Origin of the sequence: Mesonia profundi, assembly GCF_031085155.1 — a bacterium.
Classification (GTDB): domain Bacteria; phylum Bacteroidota; class Bacteroidia; order Flavobacteriales; family Flavobacteriaceae; genus Mesonia; species Mesonia profundi.
The window spans coordinates 31,045-53,831 of sequence record NZ_JAVHUL010000014.1 but is presented as its reverse complement, the minus strand read 5'-3'; the positions used below and the strand labels follow the sequence as shown (position 1 = coordinate 53,831).

At 35.9% G+C, this 22,787-nt stretch carries 17 protein-coding genes; 11 read left to right on the top strand and 6 right to left on the bottom strand.

Annotated elements, in window-relative coordinates:
* From RBU60_RS06930 to RBU60_RS06885, 10 genes are read left to right on the top strand one after another with little or no spacing between them, the layout of a single operon-like run.
* Positions 1-1,062, top strand: a complete 1,062-nt coding sequence (locus tag RBU60_RS06930) for a beta-ketoacyl synthase chain length factor (protein WP_308864016.1) — start codon at positions 1-3, stop codon at positions 1,060-1,062.
* Positions 1,056-1,826, top strand: a complete 771-nt coding sequence (locus tag RBU60_RS06925; RefSeq protein ID WP_308864015.1) for a polysaccharide deacetylase family protein — start codon at positions 1,056-1,058, stop codon at positions 1,824-1,826. Before RBU60_RS06930 ends, RBU60_RS06925 begins: the two co-directional genes overlap by 7 nt.
* On the top strand, positions 1,813-2,442 hold the full coding sequence (locus RBU60_RS06920) for an outer membrane lipoprotein carrier protein LolA (RefSeq protein WP_308864013.1): 630 nt from the start codon (positions 1,813-1,815) through the stop codon (positions 2,440-2,442). The genes RBU60_RS06925 and RBU60_RS06920 overlap by 14 nt, the downstream gene beginning before the upstream one ends.
* Before the next feature lie 46 nt (positions 2,443-2,488).
* A complete protein-coding gene (locus tag RBU60_RS06915) occupies positions 2,489-3,031 on the top strand; it encodes a hypothetical protein (RefSeq protein ID WP_308864012.1) in 543 nt (180 codons plus the stop codon).
* A gap of 6 nt (positions 3,032-3,037) precedes the next feature.
* A complete protein-coding gene (locus RBU60_RS06910) occupies positions 3,038-3,403 on the top strand; it encodes a hydroxymyristoyl-ACP dehydratase (RefSeq protein ID WP_308864011.1) in 366 nt (121 codons plus the stop codon).
* Between the two features lie 3 nt (positions 3,404-3,406).
* On the top strand, positions 3,407-4,612 hold the full coding sequence (locus RBU60_RS06905; protein WP_308864010.1) for a DUF2062 domain-containing protein: 1,206 nt from the start codon (positions 3,407-3,409) through the stop codon (positions 4,610-4,612).
* Positions 4,613-8,302, top strand: coding sequence for an MMPL family transporter (locus RBU60_RS06900; protein WP_308864009.1), 3,690 nt, complete (start codon positions 4,613-4,615; stop codon positions 8,300-8,302).
* Entirely contained in the window at positions 8,292-9,839 is a 1,548-nt protein-coding gene (locus tag RBU60_RS06895; protein ID WP_308864008.1) for a phytoene desaturase family protein, read from the top strand. Before RBU60_RS06900 ends, RBU60_RS06895 begins: the two co-directional genes overlap by 11 nt.
* Entirely contained in the window at positions 9,836-11,494 is a 1,659-nt protein-coding gene (locus RBU60_RS06890; RefSeq protein WP_308864007.1) for a C45 family autoproteolytic acyltransferase/hydolase, read from the top strand. Before RBU60_RS06895 ends, RBU60_RS06890 begins: the two co-directional genes overlap by 4 nt.
* On the top strand, positions 11,494-12,765 hold the full coding sequence (locus tag RBU60_RS06885) for a phenylacetate--CoA ligase family protein (protein ID WP_308864006.1): 1,272 nt from the start codon (positions 11,494-11,496) through the stop codon (positions 12,763-12,765). The genes RBU60_RS06890 and RBU60_RS06885 overlap by 1 nt, the downstream gene beginning before the upstream one ends.
* On the opposite strand, the gene RBU60_RS06880 is transcribed toward RBU60_RS06885, so the two are convergent.
* From RBU60_RS06880 to tsaD, 6 genes are read right to left on the bottom strand one after another with little or no spacing between them, the layout of a single operon-like run.
* Positions 12,762-13,946, bottom strand: coding sequence for a class I SAM-dependent methyltransferase (locus RBU60_RS06880; RefSeq protein WP_308864005.1), 1,185 nt, complete (start codon positions 13,944-13,946; stop codon positions 12,762-12,764). The genes RBU60_RS06885 and RBU60_RS06880 overlap by 4 nt on opposite strands.
* A 4-nt stretch (positions 13,947-13,950) precedes the next feature.
* Positions 13,951-15,039, bottom strand: coding sequence for an AI-2E family transporter (locus RBU60_RS06875; protein ID WP_308864004.1), 1,089 nt, complete (start codon positions 15,037-15,039; stop codon positions 13,951-13,953).
* A 19-nt stretch (positions 15,040-15,058) separates the two neighbouring features.
* Complete coding sequence (locus RBU60_RS06870) at positions 15,059-15,577, bottom strand: TrmH family RNA methyltransferase (RefSeq protein WP_308864003.1); 519 nt, start codon at positions 15,575-15,577, stop codon at positions 15,059-15,061.
* A gap of 1 nt (position 15,578) precedes the next feature.
* The gene (locus RBU60_RS06865; protein WP_308864002.1) at positions 15,579-16,217 is read right to left on the bottom strand and encodes a DUF4159 domain-containing protein; all 639 of its coding nucleotides are present in this window, start codon (positions 16,215-16,217) and stop codon (positions 15,579-15,581) included.
* Positions 16,218-16,250: 33 nt separating this feature from the next.
* Positions 16,251-16,958: a 16S rRNA (uracil(1498)-N(3))-methyltransferase gene (locus tag RBU60_RS06860; protein ID WP_308864001.1), complete on the bottom strand. Its 708-nt coding sequence runs from the start codon at positions 16,956-16,958 to the stop codon at positions 16,251-16,253.
* Position 16,959: 1 nt separating this feature from the next.
* Positions 16,960-17,982 carry a tRNA (adenosine(37)-N6)-threonylcarbamoyltransferase complex transferase subunit TsaD gene (gene tsaD, locus RBU60_RS06855; RefSeq protein WP_308864000.1) on the bottom strand — a complete coding sequence of 341 codons (1,023 nt, stop codon included), beginning with the start codon at positions 17,980-17,982 and terminating at the stop codon, positions 16,960-16,962.
* A 193-nt stretch (positions 17,983-18,175) separates the two neighbouring features.
* Between tsaD and RBU60_RS06850 the strand changes: the two genes are divergently transcribed.
* A complete protein-coding gene (locus RBU60_RS06850) occupies positions 18,176-22,576 on the top strand; it encodes a translocation/assembly module TamB domain-containing protein (protein ID WP_308863999.1) in 4,401 nt (1,466 codons plus the stop codon).
* Positions 22,577-22,787: the final 211 nt, after the last annotated feature.

Here is a 22,787-nt window from a genome sequence, read left to right as displayed (position 1 = left end):
ATGTTTGTCAACGGAATATCGAGTCTTAATGCCCAAGCTATTTCCTTAAAAGAGGATGCAGTTTTTGAAGAGATTCAGACCTACAACACTAGAAATTTAAAGCTTTACTTTTCTGATTTTAAGACCTACATCAAACCCTCGGCGATGCGAAGAATGTCTTCGTCTATAAAAATGGGCGTAGTGGCAGCCTTACAAGCCTTAGAAAATGCAAAAATAGAGCAACCCGATGCCATCATTACAGGAACGGGAATGGGATGTAAAACCGACTCTGATGTATTTTTGGAAGAGCTTTTAGCCAGTAATGAAGGTTTATTATCGCCCACAAAATTTATACAATCTACCCACAATACGGTGGCAGGGCAAATTGCTTTGCAGTTACAATGCAAAGCTTATAATATGACTTATGTGCAAGGTTCAGCTTCTTTTGAGAGTGCTTTGTTGGATGCTTTTTTACAGGCTGCAACGGCCAAAAACAAAAATTATCTGGTTGGAGGAGTAGATGAAATCTCTACGTATACCAGCGACTTGCATGTATTGGATGCACAGTTAAAAGAAGAGCCAGAGGTTCATAATTTACAACTCTTAGCCTATAAATCTCCAGGAAGTATTCAAGGAGAAGGAGCTTCCTTTTTTGTGACCTCTGCTCAAAAAAGTGATTCTTGTTATGCTTCGGTTAAGGATATTCAGCTTTATAATCAGTTAAAAGAAGAAGAATTAGAATCAACGATACATTCCTTTTTAGAGCGCAATAATAGCACTTTAGAAGAAATTGATGTGGTCGTTTTAGGAAATAATGGCGATGTAAATTACGATAAGTATTACCATATTTTACAAGAGGGGGTTTTTAAGAAAACCGCTCAGACGTACTATAAACATTTGGTGGGCGAGTTTTATACGTCAAGCGGATTTGGCTTTTGGCTTGCTTGTAAAACCTTAAAACTACAGGAAATTCCTCCAGTCTGTCGATTAAACGAATGCCAACCTCAAAAAATAACAAAAATTCTTCTCTACAATCAATATCGAGGAAAAGATCATAGCCTTATCTTGCTAGAATCATGCTAAAGTTTAAAACCGTCAATATTATTTTCTTTCTTTTGGGGATTCTCGTTTTGGTGGGAATGACAAAAGCGATGCTTCCTATTTATGCGATTTTAATTCTGGTAGGCGTATGGATGTTGGTTACTTTTATAGGGGCCACGAACATAAAAATGAATTACTTTTTTAAATCTTGGCACGCGGAAGAAAATAATTTTAATCAAATAGCGCTTACTTTTGATGACGGCCCTAACCCCAATTCCTTACAAATCTTAGAGATTCTAAAAAAGCATCAAGTGAAAGCTACTTTTTTTTGCATAGGACATCGCGTAGATAAACACCCCAATATCGCAAAAAAAATAATTGAAGAAGGACATACGATTGGAAATCATACCTATTCTCACGCTCAAAACATGGGTTTTTTTAGCAGTAAAACTATGTTGCGAGAAATAGAATCTTGTAATAATGCCATTACTGCAGCAACGGGGAAAACGCCTTTTTTTTATAGACCTCCCTTTGGAATTAGTAATCCTAAAATAAAAAAAGCGATACAAATCACAGAAATGCAGCCTATAGGTTGGAGTGTTCGCTCTTTTGACGCTTTGCTTACTTCAAAAGATCTTATTTATAAAAACATTATTCGTCAGGTGAAATCTGGGGACGTGATTCTTTTACACGATGATCGCGTGTTGACTCAAGAAGTTTTGGAGCGGTTATTGATATTCTTGAAAGAAAAAAATTATAACTTGGTAACCATCGATCAATTATTTAAAAGTCATGCCTATTCTTAAATCTACTTTCTTTGTTTTATTCTTTACTTGTTTTTTAGGATGGTCACAACAGCCGCTTTCTAAGAAAGAAGAGCTTGATTTTTTAAAGCAAGTAAAACAAACTTCTGAACATACAGAAACCTTAAAAGGACAGTTTCTACAAACCAAACAACTTAGTTTTTTAGAAAAAAGCATAGAAAGTAGCGGTAATTTTTATTACCAAACGCCTAATTTGGTGAAGTGGGAATATAAAGAACCTTATTTATATGGCGTTATCTTTAAAGATGGAAGCCTGCTGATTAACGACAACGGCAAAAAACAAGATGTAGATTTAGCTTCCAATAAACTCTTTGAAAAGTTAAGCGATTTAATTGTCAACAGTATGAACGGTAAAATGCTCACCGATACCGATTTCTCTACAAGTTTCTTTACGGAAAACGGGGAAGTAATGGCAATATTAATTCCCGAGCAAAAACAATTAGCCGAATTCTTTAAAGCTATCGAACTTCATTTTAATTCAGTTACTTTTTTAGTAGTACAAGTGAAGTTAATCGAGAAGTCTGGTGACTTTACGTTGATTAAGCTTCAAAATTTACAACAAAATCCCTCTTTAGATGCGTCGGTTTTTACTCATTAGTAGTTGCTTTCTATTGTTTTCTTGCGGGTTGCCTATGTTAAAAAACATGGAGGAAGTAAGTTTAGTAAATGCTCCTGAAAGCATCGAGAACCCTTATTTTAAAGACTTAGATTCTTACATTTTTAAAAGCTCCATTTCTATTTATAGCCATGACTTGAGCGGAATTTTAGTGATTAAAAAATTATCCAATACATCTTGCCGAGTCGCCTTCACCACCGAGTTTGGAAATACACTTCTCGATATGACAATAACCCCAACAGGTTATGAAAAGCATTTTGCTATCCAAAAATTAGACAGAAAGGTGATTTTAAAAACCCTAGCTAAAGACATACGGGCCTTAACAGCGAATGATTTAACAGCTAAAAAAGCTTTCCGCCAAGGAGAAAAGGAAGTGTTGATGGGGAATTTAAATAAGTTTCAGTTGTATTACTTCTTTAAGCTTGGTAGACTCAAACAAATCTTAAAAACCACTAAAAATAAGGAAAAACTGAAGATTCAGTTTTCATTTGATGAAGTGGGACAATTAAATTTAATTAACTTAGCACATGAAGGCATAGCCTTAAACATTCAGCTTAGACCTATAGATTAGACGAAGATGCTTTTAAAGAATTTCACCTCTATTATTTCAGAAAAAAAAGAAGAAAATAGCCTTACTTCAAGTATACAAATTAATGCAGCTCATGAAGTTTTTCAAGGTCATTTCCCAGAGCAATCGGTAACTCCGGGAGTGGTATTGATACAGCTATTTAAAGAGGAGGCAGAGCGTTTTTATAAAAAAACCCTAAGGATTGAAAAAGTACATCAGGTAAAATTTCTAGCAGTTGTAAACCCTGATATTGATAATGAATTAGAACTTCAGTCTGTTTTCACAGAAGATGACGATCGCATTCAATTACTAGGAAAAGCGTTGCAAAGCCATGAGGTTGTTCTTAAGTTAAAATTGATTTTAAAAGCGGTATAACCTATGGCATTAGCCTCACTTCAGTCTCGTTTTCAGTTGCATAAAGCCGTAGTGATTATTCCTACGTATAATAATGAACTGACGTTAACTAAAGTGATTGACGATGTGTTAAGCTTCACTAGCAACGTAATTATCGTCAATGACGGTTCTACAGATCGCACGGCAGCCTTGCTTAAAGAATACGAATTTCTTACCCAAATTAACCTTCCTAAAAATAAAGGAAAAGGATTTGCCTTGCGACAAACATTTCTTAAAGCAGAGGAATTGGGATATCATTACGGAATTAGTATAGATTCAGACGGGCAACATTTTGCAGACGATCTCCCCGTGTTTCTAGACGCATTAGAAAAAGAACCCGAAAAGGAAATGCTTTTAATAGGTGCGAGGACGATGACTGGTCCAGATATTCCTTCTAAAAGTAGTTTTGGAAACAAATTTTCTAATTTTTGGTTTTGGATAGAAACGGGAATCAAACTTACCGACACCCAATGTGGGTATAGACTTTATCCGATTCAGCAAATGAATCAAATGTATTTGTTCACCAACAAGTTTGAGTTTGAAATTGAAGCGATTGTAAAAGCGGCTTGGCGCGATATTGAAGTTAAAAATGTGCCTGTAAAAGTGTTTTACGATCCGCATGAGCGGGTGAGTCATTTTAGACCATTTCAAGATTTTACGCGCATTAGCATTCTAAATACTTTTTTGTTAGCTGCCTCCTTAGTTTATTTCTTGCCTAAACGTGGTTATAGAGAATTGAGAAATACCAATAGCCGTAAACTTTCCAAAATTTGGAGAGAGAAAGTTTTAAAAGTGAATGAATCTCCGCAAAAGAAAGCATTGGCGATTGCTCTTGGAGTTTTTATAGGAATAGCTCCGTTATGGGGATTCCATACCTTGCTTGTTTTATTTATAGCGCAAATCACTAAACTCAATAAAGCACTGGCTTTTTTAGCCTCTAATGTGAGTTTACCACCTTTTATTCCCTTTATTATTTACCTGAGTTACCAAGTAGGAGGCTTTATTTTGGGGAATGAACTAGATACCGGGTTAGAGATTTTTGAGGTAGACAATGCCTTAGATATGGTAAATGGCATGAAGCAGTATGTGATTGGTGCTTTTGTGTTTGCAACTGCCAGTAGTCTTTTGGTGGGAATTGTGTTTTATTTTATATTTTCGATGCGTCAAAACAAGCAAGCGGAAAAAGCCTAGATGTCTAATTTTTTAACTCATATTTATCAGTTTTTTAAGCGACAGCCTTGGCTGCTGTGGCTAGGCGTTTTATGTCTTTTGGCCATCAGTTTGTTCTCCATAACTAAAATGGAGTTTAAAGAAGACATTACGCAGCTTATTCCCAAAAATGATCAGTCTTTGATTACCCAAAAAGTACTGAATACCGTAGACTTTACCGATAAGATTATTGTAAATATTGGCGTAGATGGGGAAGCGAAAGAGGAGAAGTTAGTCGCTTACGCGGAAGAGTTTTTAGGAAGTCTTCAAGATGCTACTGCTTTTGATATCAGTAAAATACAAGGAAAAGTAGCTGATGCTGAAATGCTACAAACCTATGATTTTATTTATGAGAACCTTCCGTTGTTTTTAGAGGAGAAGGATTATAAAACGATAGAGAAAAAGCTACTTCAAGATTCTATTCGAGCAACGCTTAATTCCAGTTATAAAAGTTTGCTTTCTCCTGCAGGGATTATTACTAAGAAATACATCGTAAAAGATCCTTTAAACTTGACGGCATTAGGCTTGGAGAAATTAAAACGCTTGCAAATAGGTGATGATTTTGATATCTACAAAGGCTATTTGCTTACCAATAATAGAAAAAATATACTTCTCTTTATTACGCCTAATTTTACGGCAGCTAATTCCGCGAAAAGCGAAATCCTTTCCAAAAATTTATATAAAGTCACCCAAAAGCTAAATGCGACTCACGACGAGGTGAGCGCCAGTCTTTTTGGTTCTATGTTGTACGCAGCCGCCAATGCGCAACAGATTAAGCAAGACATACAATACACCATAGGTTTTGCCTTGGTTTTATTGCTGGTGATTCTTATTTCATTCTACCGAAAATTATACATTCCAATCATTTTATTTATTCCTACGTTGATTGGTGGAACGCTTGCCATTGGGATTCTGGGAATGTTTAAGACTGAAATATCCCTAATTTCTCTTGGAATTGGATCTATTCTATTGGGCATCACCTTAGATTATGCCTTGCATATTCTTACGCATGCTCGCGAACACGGCAGTACTAAAAGCTTGTATAAAGAAATCTCTTCTTCCATTTTAATGAGTAGCGCTACTACAGCTACAGCCTTTTTCTGCTTGCTTTTTGTAAAGAGTGAAGCACTAAACGATTTGGGGGTTTTCGCAGCGATAAGTGTACTCATATCTGCGATTGCGGCGCTGGTAATTATTCCGCAACTGTATCAACCTAAAGTAAAGGAAAATTTAAAATCAAATTGGTTGGACCAATTTTCGGCTATTTCCTTAGAAAACAATAAATGGCTAGTGGGTGTCGTGCTTGCTTTTTTTGTAGTCGGTTTATTTTTCTTTCAAAAAGTAGACTTTGATGATGATCTATCGAGTTTAAATTTCCAACCTCAAGAATTGGTAAAAGCGGAACAACGATTGGAAGAAACCACTCAGTCTTCTGCAGCATCACTTTATGTGGTTTCTTACGGAGAGGGAATAGATGAGGCTTTACAAACCAATCATTCTTTATTTAAAAAACTAGAAACACTAGAGTCCAATCACGAGATAAAACACTTTAGTAGTTTAGGCGGAATTGTGATTTCTGAAGAAGATCAACAACAAAAAATTAATGCTTGGAAAAATTTTTGGAACGCAGAAAGAAAAGATTCTTTAACCGAAAATCTAAAAGCCCAAGGAAAGGAAGTGGGCTTTAAAACTTCTACGTTTAATAAATTCTATACAGCTGTAAATAAAGATTTTAAAACCATTTACTTAAACAAGTACAAGAAAGTTTCAAATTTATTCCTAGACGAATTTTTAACTGATTCTGAAAAAGAAAAATGGAGTACCGTAGTCTCAATAGTGCAGGTGACAGATGCTCAACAAGAAGAATTTAGAAACTTTATTGACCAAGAAAAAAATGTACTTAGCATTGATAAAAAGGCCCTCAATGAATCTTTATTAGGGAGTTTACAATCAGATTTTAGTCAGCTGATTAGTTATTCCTTTATGGCTATTTTTCTCATTTTATGGTTTTCTTTTCGAAAAATTGAATTGGTCATCATTACACTTTTACCCATTGGTATTACTTGGGTCATCGCTTTATTTTGTATGTATTTGTTGGGAATTCAGTTCAATATTCTCAATATTATCATTTCTACTTTTATCTTTGGATTGGGAATCGATTATAGTATTTTCATTACCCACGGTTTACGCCAAGAATACGAGGAGACTAAAGCCAAGTTAACCACTTATAGAAGTTCTATTGTTTTATCGGTGATCACTACGTTGTTGGGAATGGGCGTACTCATATTCGCTAAACATCCCGCCTTGACTTCTATTGCTACCGTTTCTATTATTGGCGTACTTACCGCAGCTTTGGTTTCTTTTACCATTCAGCCTTGGTTGTTTCGATTAGCGATTAATTATAGAACTCAAAACGGACTTACGCCTTTGCAATGGAGAAGCTTTTTAATGGCAGTTTTAAGTTTTGTTTATTTTGGAGTAGGCGCGTTTTTAGTAAGTGTGTTGAGCGTGTTATTAATTCCTATTTTGCCTTTCCGTAAAGAGAAAAAGATGTTAGCCTTTCATAAAGTAGTGGCTTCTTTAATGAGCTCTGTATTAGGAAGTAATCCTTTTGTAGAAAAAAAACAGCTTCAGTTTTCTGATGAAATTTGGAAGCAACCCAGCATTCTCATCGCCAATCATAGTTCTTTTTTAGATATTTTATCTTTAGGAAAACTGCATCCTAAAATGGTTTTTTTAGTGAATGACTGGGTGTACAACTCGCCCGTTTTTGGAAAAGCAGTTCGTCTAGCTGGATTTTTCCCGGTAAGTAATGGGATTGATGACGGCGTAGAGCACTTACAGCAAAAAGTAGAGGAAGGTTACTCTTTAATTGCTTTTCCGGAAGGCAGCAGGTCTTTCAATAATAAAATGAAACGCTTCCATAAAGGTGCTTTTTACCTGGCCGAAAAACTAAATATTCCTATCACGCCTATTTTAATTCACGGTAATTCTGAAGTACTTCCTAAAGGAGATTTTGTGATTCACGATGGAAAGATTACTTTAAAATGCCTTCCTCAAATTCAGCCAGATTCTCAGGAATTTGGTATAGGCTACCGGGCGAGAACCAAGAATATAAGCGCTTATTTCCGTAAAGAATACCAAGAATTGAAAGATCAAATAGAGCAAGAAAACTATTTTAGAAAGTATTTGCTTTCTAATTACCGTTATACTTCTTATTTTACTGAAATAAACAAAGAATATAAGACGCATATAGAAGCTCATCTTAAAATATCACAGTATTTAAAAGACGAGAAAACAGTGAACATCATAGATTCTTCTTACGGGATGTGGTCTTTTTATCATCAGATAAGACGTCCGTTCTTAAAAGTAAATGCCTTATTTTTGGAAGAAGCAGATAAAAACATAGCCACAACCCGTTTTTCTGCCAAACATCTACACCTAAATTTAAGTGAGCTTACGGAAGCTGCTGTAAACAAGTCGGTTCACCTTATTGTAGATCGAAAAAATCTAAGAGAGTTGACTAATTTGAACATAACGCAAGTAGACAACATTTATGTGGTGGGAGCGGAAGAGACCAAGGATTTTCCTGAACTAAACAGATTCACAAATCAGAAAAAGGAAGAAGGATTATTAATTTTGAGGAGAGAAAATGCAAGCGATGAAGAATAATACCTACGATGTGGTCGTGATGGGAAGTGGTCTTGGCGGATTGGTTTCTGCCCTCATTTTAGCCAAAGAAGGCTACAAGGTTTGCGTGCTCGAAAAGAATAATCAGTTTGGAGGTAATCTGCAGACTTTTGTTCGGGATAAAAAAATATTTGATACGGGCGTTCATTACATTGGCGGCTTGGCCAAAGGGGAGAATTTATATACCTATTTTAAGTATTTGGGAATTATGGATAAGCTTCATATTGAGCGTATGCATATGGACCATTATGACACGGTTTGCATTGGCGATGATGAAATAGAATACCCACACGCGCAAGGTTATGATAATTTTATAAAGCAATTATCGGTCTATTTTCCAGAAGAAAAAGAAGCCCTAATCGCGTATACTAAAAAGCTTCAGGAGGTGTGTGAAAACTTCCCGATGTATAATTTAAAACTAGGAAAACCCTACGCTAACGAACCCGAATTACTTTCGGTTAACGCCAAAGAATACATTGAATCTGTCACTAATAATAAAAAATTACAAGCCGTTTTAGCAGGTACCAATTTCTTATATGCGGGGAATGAAAAATCACCACTTTACGTGCACGCGCTGTCGGTCAACTCTTATATGCAAAGTGCTTGGCGCTGTATTCGCGGGGGAAGTCAGATTGCCAAACATTTGGTGAAAGAGATTAGAAACCATGGCGGGAAAGTGCTTAAATACAAAGAAGTTGATCAGTTTTATATTTCAGAAGACAAGCAATTAGAAACGATTTCGACCACTTCAGGAGAAACCTATAAAGCGAGTTATTTTATTTCCAATATGGAGCCTAAAACCACGGTAGATCTTATTGGGAAAGATAATTTGCGAAAAGCCTATTATAAACGAATCAAAGCCCAAGAAAATATTATCTCTTCCTTTAGCATCTTTTTAGTGTTTAAAAAGAGAACTGTTCCCTATCATAATTACAATATGTATTATAGTGAATCCTTGGAGAAGGTGTGGGACGGACAAAATTACTCTCAAGAATCTTGGCCTGAAGCCTATATGATGGGAATGGTTGAAGATCAAAAAAATAAAGGCTTTGCAGAGAGTTTAACTTCTATCTCCTATATGCATTTTGAAGAAATGCAGCCTTGGGAAACAAGCTTTAATACCGTGGCCGAAAAACACGATCGTGGGGAAAGTTATGAAGCTTTTAAAGCAACAAAAGTAGAAGCTTATTTAGATAAATTAGAAGAGAAGTTCCCTAATTTACGAGCCTCTATTTATTCCATTCACACGACAACGCCTCTTTCATATCGGGATTATATAGGCAGTGAAGATGGCTCTATGTACGGTTATGTAAAAGACGCTGCTCATCCTATGAAATCTTTTTTAGCACCAAGAACAAAGATTTCTAACTTGTTGTTAACCGGGCAAAGTGTCAATATGCACGGAATTTTAGGAGTGACTATTGGAGCGGTATTAACGGCCTCAGAAATTTTAGGTTTGGAGTATATTATGGAAAAGATTCAGTCTCATATAGAACCTAAAGAGAAATCTAATTCATGAGAAAGTGCTGCTACCTTTTCGGAATTCTCTTGGTTTTCGCTTCCTGCGGAACTAAAAAATCTTTATCTAATAGACCACAAGATATCGATATTTCTTCTATCGATAGCGTTCGGATTCAACAAGCTACAGATTTTTATAGTTTAGGAAATAATTCTTTACGCAAAAATAAAGAAGGCCTTTGGGAAATGTATGTAGAAGGCGATGCGTTAGAGCGCGGGGTGGCGATAGGAAGCCTCACCAGAGAACTCATCAATAAGCAAGAAAAGATTTTTATGGATAAAGTAGAGGGTATGGTCTCTTCTCCTTCCTATTTTAATTTTTTGATCAAACTGGTAAACTGGTACAACCGGAAGCTTTATAAACATATTAAAGAAGAATATAAGGAAGAAATTTACGGAATTTCTAGGTTCAGTTCATCGACCTATGAATCTTTTGCAGATCCTTATATTTTAAAACTGTATTTACACGGGGCTCACGATATTGGTCATGCGCTCAAAGATTTGATGTTGGTGGGCTGTACATCTTTTGCTACTTGGGGTGAACATACCCAAGATGGAGAATTACTGATAGGGAGAAACTTCGATTTTTATGTAGGCGATGAGTTTGCCGAAGAAAAAATCATTGCTTTTATTAACCCAGATGAAGGGCAGAAGTTTATGATGTACACTTGGCCAGGCTTTATTGGCGTGGTGAGCGGAATGAACGCTAACGGAATTACCGTGACCATCAATGCTGGAAAATCTAAAATTCCATTGGTGGCCAAAACGCCTATTGCTTTACTAACCAGAGAAATTTTGCAATATGCCACCACGACCCAAGAGGCTATAGAAATCGCTAAAAGTAGGGAAGTGTTTGTTTCAGAATCGATTATGGTAGGGAGCGCTAAAGAAAAGAAAGCGATTTTGATTGAAGTTTCTCCTCATAACTTTGGGGTTTATGATGTAAAGAATTCTTCCCAATTGGTATGTTCCAACCATTTTCAAAGTGAAGCTTTTTCTCAAGATAAACGAAATCTAAAAACCATAGAAAACAGTCACACGCAAGCTAGGTTTAACCGGATGAAGCAGCTGCTTCAACAGGAAGAGCAAGTTAATACGCGTAAAGCGATAGAAATTTTACGGAATAGAAAAGGTCTAAATAATACGGCTTTGGGTTATGGAAATGAACTGGCCATCAATCAGCTTTTAGCTCATCACGGAATTGTTTTTCAGCCGCAAAGTAATTTGGTGTGGGTTTCTTCCAATCCTTATCAACTGGGTGCTTTTGTCGCTTATGATATCAAGAACGCTTTCGCGGAATTTGAGCAAGGTGATTTCTCGTTGAAAGGAATTGACAGTTTAAAAGTAGCAGCCGATCCTTTTTTGGAAACAGAAGCCTATCAAAATTATGAACAATACCGGATAGAAGAACGGAAGCTAGAAACAGCTATAACGAAAGAGAACTTTACAAAATCAACGGAAGATTTAGAAGAATTTGTAGCTTTAAATTCCAAGTATTGGCAAGCCTATCAATTGGTGGGGATGTACTATTACGAGCAAAAAAAATATGATTTAGCATTGCCTTATTTTGAAAAGGCTTTAGATTTAGAAGTTACGACGGTTCCCGATAAAGAAAAACTAGAAAAACTCATCAAAAAAAGCAAGCGTAAATCTTAATGCAAGAAAAGCAATCACATATCAGCAACGAAACTTGGGAGAAATTACTTGTGCAACTAGTTTATGTACAAGCAAACTCTCCTTACTACCAGCGTTTATTTAAAGAAGTAGGTTTTGATACGCATCAAGCAAACGCATTCACTTTTTTAAACTTACCATTAACTCATAAAAAGAATTTAGCCACATCTAATGATGATTTTATTGCTGTAGAATCCCAAGATATTATAGAATATGTGACCACTTCTGGAACCTTGGGAAATCCTGTTACTTTTGCTTTAAATGAGTCCGACTTGCAGCGTCTTGCAATTAATGAGGAGCAGTCGTTCAACTTAGTGGGCGTAGATAAGAAAGATGTCGTTCAAATTACCACAACCCTAGATAAACGTTTTATTGCTGGATTGGCTTATTTTCTAGGACTAAGAAAAATTGGAGCAGGAATTATTCGGGTTGGGGCAGGATCTCCTGCCTTGCAATGGGATTCTATACAGCGTTTTAAACCCACCTATTTAGTGGTGGTGCCTTCTTTTTTGATTCAATTGGCGAAATATGCAGAAGCCAACGAAATCGATATTCATAAGTCATCTATAAAAGGCGCCATTTGCATCGGAGAAGCTTTACGTGATGAAAATAATCAATTCAATACGCTTGGGAAGAAAATTAAATCACTTTGGGATCTAGAACTTTTCTCCACCTATGCGAGTACCGAAATGTGTACCGCCTTTACCGAATGTAAAGAACATCTTGGATTACACGTTCCGGAAAATTTAATTTTTACTGAAATCTTAGATGAAGACGGAGAAGAAGTAAAGCCTGGAGAAGTAGGAGAGTTGGTGGTGACGACTTTAGGAGTAGAAACGATGCCTTTGGTAAGGTACGCTACAGGAGATTTGGTAAAGAAAATGAAAACGTCTTGCGATTGCGGGAAAGGTTCTGCATTAATTTCTTCAGTATTGGGAAGAAAACAGCAGTTGATTAAGTATAAAGGAACCAGTATTTATCCGCAGCAAATTGTACAGTTAATGATGGAGCTGCCAGAAATTGAAGAATATCAAATTCAAGTAACTTCCAATGAATTGGATACCGATAAGCTTACGATTGTAATTCCGAAGGAAGCTTCAGAAAGTCTACAACACAAATTAAAAGAAATTTTAAAAGCGAATTTAAGGGTAACTCCGGTGTTGGAATTGCTTCCCTTAGCGGAAATCAAAGCGAGTATTTTTCCTGAAGGAAGTCGAAAACCAGTCCGTTTTCTAGACCTAAGAAAAGCTTAGACTTTTTGAGTATGAATGGCTATTTTTTCTCCTTCTTGAGTGGTTGTAAAAAATAAGTAGTCTGCGCCGCCATCTTTAATTTTAAACTTTTTTCTAATACTTTCTACGGAAATAGGAAAGTTTCGGGTGGTAATATTAGCTTTTTTATTGCTCCAAGATCTCATTTCTTTTTTGGAAAACGGAAACGTTTCTAAGATTTTAAAACTTCTTCCGGGGAAAGAAATAAGTTTTTCTGACGTATAAAGATGACTGTGCTGCGCGATTTTCTTCAGCTGTAGTTTTTCTGCTAAAAGTTGAAAAAAACCCGCTTTTAAAAGCGTAGCATTGGGTTCGTATAAAAATTGTTGTGGAGAAGAATATTCCGCTTTAGCTTTTGATTCTTCTTCAATGAAGGCTTCAAATGTTTCTATATTTTCTTTCGTGAAGTTTTTACAAATCAGCTTGACAGGAGCTTGAGGAGTATTTTTATCGATAAGCCAAAGCAATTCTTTGACTTCATTATTTACGCCCACGATGTGAATTTCTTTTACCGAACCAAGTTCTTTTAATCCCAATTGAATATCCAGCAGGGGAGCAGTTTTAATTAATAATAGGTCAGATTTTTCTGTGAGAAGCTTGAGGTGAGAAAGCACATCGGGTTCACAGTCTTGTAAGCGAAAAACTTTACTTCCAAGCTCATCTCTTCTCGCGGGATCTATAAAAATAGCATCGTAGTGATGAGAAGATTTAGCAAGATAATTGAGACTATCTCCGCAGATAAAAGTAGTGTTCTCTTTATTAGAAAGCTGCTGGAAATTATGTTTAGCAATCTTCGATAACTCTTCGTTTTGCTCTACGTGGGTCACATGTTCTAAGACTTCCGCAAAGAAAAAGCTATCAATCCCAAAGCCGCCTGTTAAATCTATAAGCTTTTGGCCTGTAACCAAAGAAGCTTTGTATTGAGCGGTAATTTCAGAAGAAGTTTGTTCTAAATTAAGGCCAGGAGGAAAATAAATTTGCTTTGTAGTGTGCCAAGTAGGGAGTTTCTTTTTGGTTTTTTTTCTAGCTTCTATTTGTTGCGCAATCTCAGCAGGAGTAATTCCGGCAAACGGACTTCCTTTTAAAATCAATTGTGCAATATTGGTATGCTCGTTTTGACGGATATAACCCTGCACTTTGGAATCCAATACGGCAAAATTCATAAAGTTAAAGGTCTTTGGTAAGGTTCTTCACAATTTTATATTCGCTAAAAGCTTCTTTCGCAATCACTTTAAGAGCGGTATAAACGGGAATGGCAACGATCATCCCAATCACATTAAATAAAAGTCCTGCAATAAGAATGGCTAAGAAAATCTCTAAAGGATGTGACTTTACACTTTTTCCAAAAATTAAAGGCTGGTTGATAAAATTATCGATGAGTTGGGCTATTCCATAACCCGTCATTACATAGGCCAATTTAGGAAGAATTACGGTAGAAAAATCGGCTCCTAGATTACTAGAAATCACGAAAAGCATCATAAGAATTCCAGCAACTAGAGGTCCTAAATAAGGAACGATATTTAAAAAAGCACAAATAAAAGCAATGGCAATGGGATTGTCTACATCGTAAATCATCAATAAAGAAGAGTAGAGGACAAATAAGACAAAGATTTGAAGCGTAAGTCCTACGAAGTACCTAGACAGCAAAGCTTTTATTTTTTCGAACACTCTTTTAAAACGGGCTTCATCACCACGATTGGCAAAAACCAAGATACTATTAAGCATCAGTTTACTATCTTTTAAAAGGAAAAAGGAGATAAAAATAATCGAGAAAATACCGATTAAAGCAGTTCCTAAACCTCCAAAAATATGATTCATAAAGTTGGGGATTACTTTTAAATCAAAATTTCGAACAAAACTGGTTTGTTGTAAGCCTTGAATAATATCAATCTGCTCTATTCCCAAATAATCTTTTATTTGAATATTTAGTTCGTTCAAGTCGGTTTTAAAAGCATCAAAATCAATTTGCCCCAAGTTTTCACTTTGTTGAACGATAATAGGAATGAAAAGTGCTATAATCCCTACAAATATAGCGGAGACCAAAAGCAAAACCATGATAACGGCAAGTTTATTGGGAATTCTAAGTCGGTGTTTTAGAAACCAAACAATAGGTCTTCCAATTAAAGAAATCACAGCGGCAATGGCTATATATACAATTACCGATTGGATCATGTAGATAAATACGCAAAATAGGAAAATCGCGACGATGACTCCTAATGCTCTTAAAATACCAACCGTAATTGTTTTTGCTCTCATAGCGTAAATATATTATTTATTAGCGATGGTCTATTATTTTTTTGGTCATCTCGTACAAACAAATCCCAGCAGCTTGTGCTACATTCATGCTGCTATTGTTGCCAAACATGGGAATATGTACCACGTTTTTACTTAATGCCAATAAGTCTTCATGCACGCCGCTGCGTTCTTCCCCCACAATTAAAGCTATTTTTTTGCTAGGATCTAGTTTTAATTCTGAAACAGGAAAACTATCTTCAGTAATTTCTAAACTAATCCATTGGTATTCTTCTTCACTTAATTCTTGCAGAATTTCTTCCAAATTTTCATAAAAATCAATACACACCATTTTTTCAGTAGATCGCGCGGTTCTTTTAAGACGATTGCTATTCAGGTCGATTACCGAATCGAGTACCATAATTTTTTCGATATGAAAAGCATCGGCTATTCTTAGTAAACTACCCAAATTTGCCGGACTCGAAATTCGGTCTGTAATCAATACAATAGGAAATTTCTCTTTTTTAAAATCTATTTCGGTATGTGTGAGTTGTTTAGACATATTAATGTTCAAAAGCGTATTTAACGATATTAGCTCCCATTTTTAAAGCTTTTAATCGCACTTCTTTAGGGTCGTTATGAATTTCGGGGTTTTCCCAACCATTTCCTAAATCACTTTCATACGTAAATAATAATACCAGACGCTTATTTTCAAAAAGTCCGAAAGCTTGAGGTCTTTTTCCATCGTGTTCATGAATTTTCGGCAAGCCGTCAGGGAAAGGAAAAGCGATAGAGAAAATAGGATGCGTAGCCGGAATTTCTTGCAGCTCTTTATCGGGGAAAATTTTCACCAATTCTTTTCTTAGGTATTGATTCATTCCGTAGTTATCATCAATGTGTAAAAAGCCTCCACTCAGTAGATAATTTCTTAGATTCTGCGCTTCTTCAGCATTAAAATAAACATTTCCGTGTCCTGTCATATGAATAAAAGGATATTCAAAAAGCTCTGGAGAAGCGGGTTCTACATTGAGGATTTGAGTGTTGATGTTGGTTTGGATATTCGTATTGCAAAACTTCACCAAATTGGGCAAGGATGTGGGATTCCCATACCAATCGCCACCACCATTGTATTTTAAAACCGCTACACTTTGTGCTTGAAGGCTTCCGGAAATTAAAATGACTAAGACGAAAAGATAGCGCATAAAAGGATTTAGAATTTAAAGATAGAAATTATTTTATGATTCGTGTAACATCGCAAAAGTATGTGCCGCGACAATGGCAGCGGTTTCGGTTCTTAAACGTGTATTTCCTAAGCTTACGGGAAGAAATTTTTTTTCTAAGGCCAACTCAATTTCTGAAGTAGAAAAATCTCCTTCAGGACCAATTAAAAGCGTATAATTTTGCTGAAGCGGAATTGATTTAGACAATAATTTCTTATTCGTTTCTTCGCAATGAGCAATAAAACAGTTTTCGCCTGCATTTTTTTCGACAAATTCAGAAAAAGAAATTAACGGATTCAATTGAGGTAAACGATAATGAAGCGATTGTTTCATCGCGCTTTGTAAAACCCGTTCGTAACGCTCTGGTTTTATTCTTTTGCGTTCGCTGTGATCACATAAAATGGGGGTGATGCTATCAATACCAATTTCGGTGGCTTTCTCTAGAAACCATTCAAATCTATCGTTCATTTTGGTAGGTGCAACCGCCAAATGCAAGCCATAAGGTTTGGGCGTTTCTTGTTTTGTTTCTTGAATGCTCGCCAAACATTGACTCGAACTTGCCTGAAGGATTTCGGCTATAAAAAGATAACCTTTTCCATTGGTTACGTGCAATATATCGCCTTCTTGCTTACGAAGTACTTTAGCAATGTGCCTGCTTTCATCTTTAGTAAAAACAATGTTTTTGTCTTCGGGTCGAATATGTTCTTGATAGAATAGCTGCATATTAAATACGGTACCTTGCTTTGGCAGATATGGAAGAATCTGTAAAGTCTTGTTGTAAAAATTTATAGTGTCCCACAATGGCAATCATAGCAGCATTATCTGTCGTATACTCAAATTTAGGAATGTGGGCAATCCAATTTCTTTTTTGTTCTTGCTCTTTCAGCATCGCTCTAATTCCTTTATTCGCAGAAACACCTCCGCCAATAGCGATCTCTTTAATTCTGGTTTCTTTCACCGCTTTTTTAAGCTTATCAAGTAAAATGTTCACCACCGTATATTGAAAAGAAGCACAAATGTCTTTTAGATTCTCTTCAATAAAATGAGGATTTTTCTTTTCTTCTCGTTGTAAAAAATACAACACCGCAGTTTTTAATCCGCTAAAGCTAAAATTAAGTCCGTCTACTTTAGGTTTTGTAAACGCAAAGGCTTTGGGATTTCCTTCGTGGGCGTATTTGTCGATTAGAGGACCACCAGGATAGGGAAGTCCTAGCATTTTTCCGCATTTATCATAAGCTTCTCCAACGGCATCATCTAGCGTTTCACCAATAACTTCCATCTTAAAGTAATCATCAACCCTAACAATTTGCGTATGTCCGCCACTAATGGTCATCCCCAAAAAGGGAAAATTAGGCTTGCGCTCGCTGGCATCGTCAATAAAATGAGCTAAAATATGCGCTTGCATGTGGTTGACTTCAATCAAAGGAATTTGCATAGCCATGACCATAGATTTAGCAAAAGAAGTTCCTACCAATAAAGAACCCATTAAACCAGGACCTCGAGTAAACGCAATCGCAGAAATTTGATCTTTGGTAATTCCAGCTTCTTTTATAGCTTGATCAATAACCGGCACAATGTTTTGTTGATGGGCTCTAGAAGCCAACTCAGGCACCACGCCACCGTATTTTTGATGCACTTCTTGGGTGGCAACTACATTGCTAAGAATACTAGCATTATGCAGCACAGCCGCCGCGGTATCATCGCAAGAAGACTCAATGCCAAGAATATAGATATTTTGTGTGTTCATTATGAAATATTAGGCACAAAAATTGTTAATATTGTTGCTAAAGCTACCTATTTTTGTAATCGTGTATTTACGAAGTTACGGGCTTAAGCAAAAGCAAACAAATTTAGGATTATTCTTTTTCATGTAAACCAATTCAATAAGAAACTCCATTAAAAAATTTTTCAAAATATTAGGGCGGATTATCGTAGCTATTTTGCTGCTATTCTTGTTGTTGGTATTGGTGTTTTCCATTCCCAGTGTGCAAACTTTTACAGCGAATAAGGTGACTCAACTTCTTTATGAAAAATATGATGCCAAAATAGATGTAAAGAATCTAAGTATTTCTTACGATGGCAGGGTGGTTTTAGAGCATGTTTTTATAGCAGATCATCATCAAGATACATTGATTAGTGCTAATGAATTGAAGACCTCTTTAATAAATATTCCTGGATTGCTTACCGGTTATGATTTGGATTTCGCTAATGCGGAAGTGGATCAGCTAAAGCTTCATATAAAACGTTATAAAGGAGAAGAAGAAGACAATCTTAATATTTTTGCACAAAAATTTGATAGCGGAAAACCCAAAACCAAGGATTTTTCTTTAACCATCGACCATATTCAAGTCCTCAATGGAACCTTCACTTTTGTAGATGAAAATAATTCTCATCCTAACCTGGTTAGTTTAAGTGAGCTCAACATCAATGCTTTCAATCTTTTAGTAGACAATAGCGATGTTTATGTGGATGTAAATAGTTTAAACGGAATCGAGGGAAGAGGTATTCCTATTAAAAATCTTCAAACTAAATTTTCATACACCTCCAAGTTGATGAATCTAAAAGATCTTCTCTTGGAGACAGAAGAATCGTCAATTCTAGGGGATATAAAATTTAATTACAATGACCCTGAAGATTTTAACGATTTTGAAAATAAGGTGCAATTAGCAGGTAAATTTGGAGCTTCTTCAGTCAATACTAATGATTTAAAAGTATTTTACGAAGAGTTTGGAAATAATGAAACTTTTAAATTTGAAGGAGATCTTTCAGGAACCCTTAACGACCTGAATTTAGACAACTGGCAAATGCACGGAATGGATCGAAGCCTCATTGACGGAAACCTCAATTTAAAAAATATGCTGGCAGAAGATCCCAGTAATTTTAGCTTAGAGGGAAATTTTAATCAGTTAACGACCAATTATTATGATTTGGTCAACCTTCTTCCTCGCGTTCTTGGAAACACTTTGCCTAAAGAGCTTATTGAAATAGGAAATATTAATCTTAGCGGATATTTAAAAGCGACTCCTACCACAGTTTCCACCAATTCTAAAGTGAATAGCCAATTAGGAAACGCCATTTTAAAAGTAGATTTAGGTACTTTAAACGACCCCGATTTTACCACCTATAAGGGAGATGTAGTTTTTAAAGATTTTAACCTGGGAAAACTTTTAGGAAATGACCAATTGGGAAAAACCAGCTTTAATCTAAAAGTAGACGGAACAGGATTTAGTCAAAATACCTTAAATACAAAGCTTAATGGAAGTATTGAGAAGTTACGTTTTAATAACTACACCTACCATGATATAAATGTATCTGGGATTTTGAGAAATCCATACTTTAACGGAAAATTAGTCATTAATGATCCCAACCTACAATTTGACTTTGATGGCTTGATCGATGTTTCCGATAAGCAAAACGTGTATGATTTTAATGCCAATGTCACTTACGCAGACTTACACCGACTCAACTTTGTGAATCGGGATACGCTTTCCATATTTAAGGGGAAAGTGATGATGAATATGAGAGGAACCACCATAGATAATGCCGAAGGGGAAATTATTTTGACTGGAGCTTCTTATCAAAACCAAACCAACGTTTATGAGTTCGAGGAGTTTACCGTGACCTCTAGTTTTAAAGACGAAGTAAGGAAAATTACGGTAAGCTCTCCAGATATTATTAATGGGGAAGTAGTAGGAAAGTTTAATCTAGGAGAGGTTCCTGCTTTATTTAAAAATTCTATCGGTAATTTATATGCCAATTATGAGCCTATTCCCATTGAATCCAATCAGTATTTAGATTTTAATTTTGATATCTATAACAAGATTATAGAAGTGGTTTTACCAGATATAAAGCTTTCGCCGAATACTTTTATCCGCGGAAGCGTAGAATCTGAAGAGGATGATTTTAAACTGACATTCAAGTCTCCAGAAATGGAAGTTTTTAAGAACAAATTACAAGAAATTGACCTGCAAATAGACAATTCTAACCCGTTGTTTAATGCCTATATAGAGGTAGATAGTATTTCTACCAAATTCTATAATGCATCTAAATTCAACTTGATTAATGTCACCTTACGTGATACCTTATTTGTACGAACAGAATTTAGGGGAGGAGACTATAATGATGACGCTTTTAACTTGAGTTTTTACCATACGATTAATGAAGACAATAAATCGGTGGTTGGATTTAGAAAGTCAAACTTTAAGTTTAAAGAAGCCAAATGGTATTTAAATAAAGAGAATCTTAAAAATCAGAAATTGGTCTTTGATAATGAATTTAAGACATTTGAATTAGATACTTTATTAATTTCTCATCAGGATGAACTCATAAAATTAAGTGGAGAACTCACAGATTCCACCTATAAAAACTTTCATGCAGATTTTTTAAATGTAGACTTAAAAAAGATTACGCCTTCCATTGACAGTTTAAATCTGGGCGGAATTGTAAACGGAGAGCTCAATTTTCTTCAAAAAGAAGGAGTTTATTACCCCAGTAGTTCTCTAGGCATTAAAAATGTGTCGATTAATGAGACAGATTATGGAGATTTAGACCTTTCTATAGAAGGAAATAAATCGCTTACTTCCTACCAGATTGATGCCATCTTAAAGAATGAGGAATATGAGTTTTTAAAGGCCAAAGGCGGAATTAATGTAAGTTCAGACGACTCTAACATCGATTTGACTGTCGATTTAGATAAATTTAAACTAGATGCTTTTAGCGCTTTGGGAGGCGATGTGATTACGAACATTAGGGGAGAGGCTTCAGGACAGGCAAAAATATCGGGAGATTATAGCAATCCAGATATTTCGGGGCGATTAACGCTAGATGAAGCCGGAGCTAAAATCCCTTACCTAAACGTAGATTTAGATTTTGAACAAGAAGCTATTGTAGATCTTTCTAACCAAGAATTTTTGTTCAATAAAATTGATGTTACTGATATTAAATATAAAACTAAAGGTGTCCTTAACGGAACAATCTCTCATCAAAAATTTTCTAAATGGGAACTCGATTTAGAAATCAATGCACCTGATAGATTACTTGTTTTAGATACAGAAGCTACCGAAGAATCACTCTATTATGGAACTGCTTTCATCAATGGAAACGCTTCTATTAAAGGCCCAACAGATGCTTTAAAGATTACGGTAAATGCGAAGACAGAGAAGGGAACAATTTTTAAAATTCCGTTAAGCGATACCGAAACGATTGGAGATAATTCGTTTATCTACTTCTTAACGAGAGAAGAAAAAATAGCGCGGGAACAAGGAAAAGAAATTGAGACAAAGCCCGTAAAAGGTTTAGAGCTGGTGTTTGATTTGGATGTTACCAATGATGCGGAAGTAGAAGTGGTAGTAGATCAAAATAGTGGAAGTTCGCTACGCGGACGCGGGGCCGGAACTTTATTGATAGAGATCAACACCAATGGGAAGTTTAATATGTGGGGAGATTTTGTGGCGTATGAAGGGGTTTATAACTTTAAGTATGGTGGTTTGGTGCAAAAGGAATTTCAGGTAGTTTCTGGAGGAAACCTTACTTGGGACGGGAGCCCAACTCGGGCTAATCTTAACGTAAGAGCATTGTATGAAACTTCTGCCAATCCTGCTATTTTACTAGAAAATCCAACAATAAATAGAAATATTCCGATAGAAGTTTTCATTAATTTAAATGGAGAATTAACAGAAGCCGATTTAAGTTTTGATATTGAATATCCCAATTTGAGTTCTGTGGTGAAATCGGAGTTAGAGTATAGAATAAGCGACAAACAAAGTACAGAGCTACAAGCTTTATCTTTAATTACTCAAGGTAGTTTCTACAGTCAGAATGCACCGGGTCAAAATGCAGCCCCAGGAAATTTATTACTCGAAAGAGCTTCTGGTTTATTTGATGATATTTTTAGTGATGAAGATGGGAAATTTAAAGTGGGAATCAACTACGTTCAAGGCGCAAGAACACAGGATCAAGATGTAGCCGATCGTTTTGGAGTAACGCTAAGTACACAAATCAGTAAACGCATACTACTTAACGGAAGAGTTGGGGTTCCTGTAGGCGGAGTAACCGAATCTGTGGTGGTAGGAAACGTAGAAATAGATTTGCTGTTAAACGAAGATGGAACGCTTAGAGCAAAGCTTTTTAATAGAGAAAATAACATACAATATATAGGAGAGCAATTAGGATATACACAAGGAGTAGGACTTTCTTATTCTGTAGATTTTGATACCTTTAAAGAGCTCATTAGAAAAATGCTGAATAAGGAAGTGGAGAAAAAAGAACAAGTACCAGAAGAGGTGGAAGAGAATCCTAAATCTTTAGCTCCAGATTATATTCAATTTCCAGGACTAGATTAAAAGATTTAATATTGAAATGTCGCGTTGCTTTTTCTCCTATAAGGGTGTGTTTAAGGGCCTTTTTTGAATCAAAAAATATGCTTAAAGAATAAGAAGTTATAACTGATCAGTTTAGATTCCTATTTATATAAGTTGTGTTTCTAGCAAAGCAACTCGCAAAGACCGCATAGAGTGTAAGGTGTTTAAATTCAATACTTAACGTTTGTTTTTA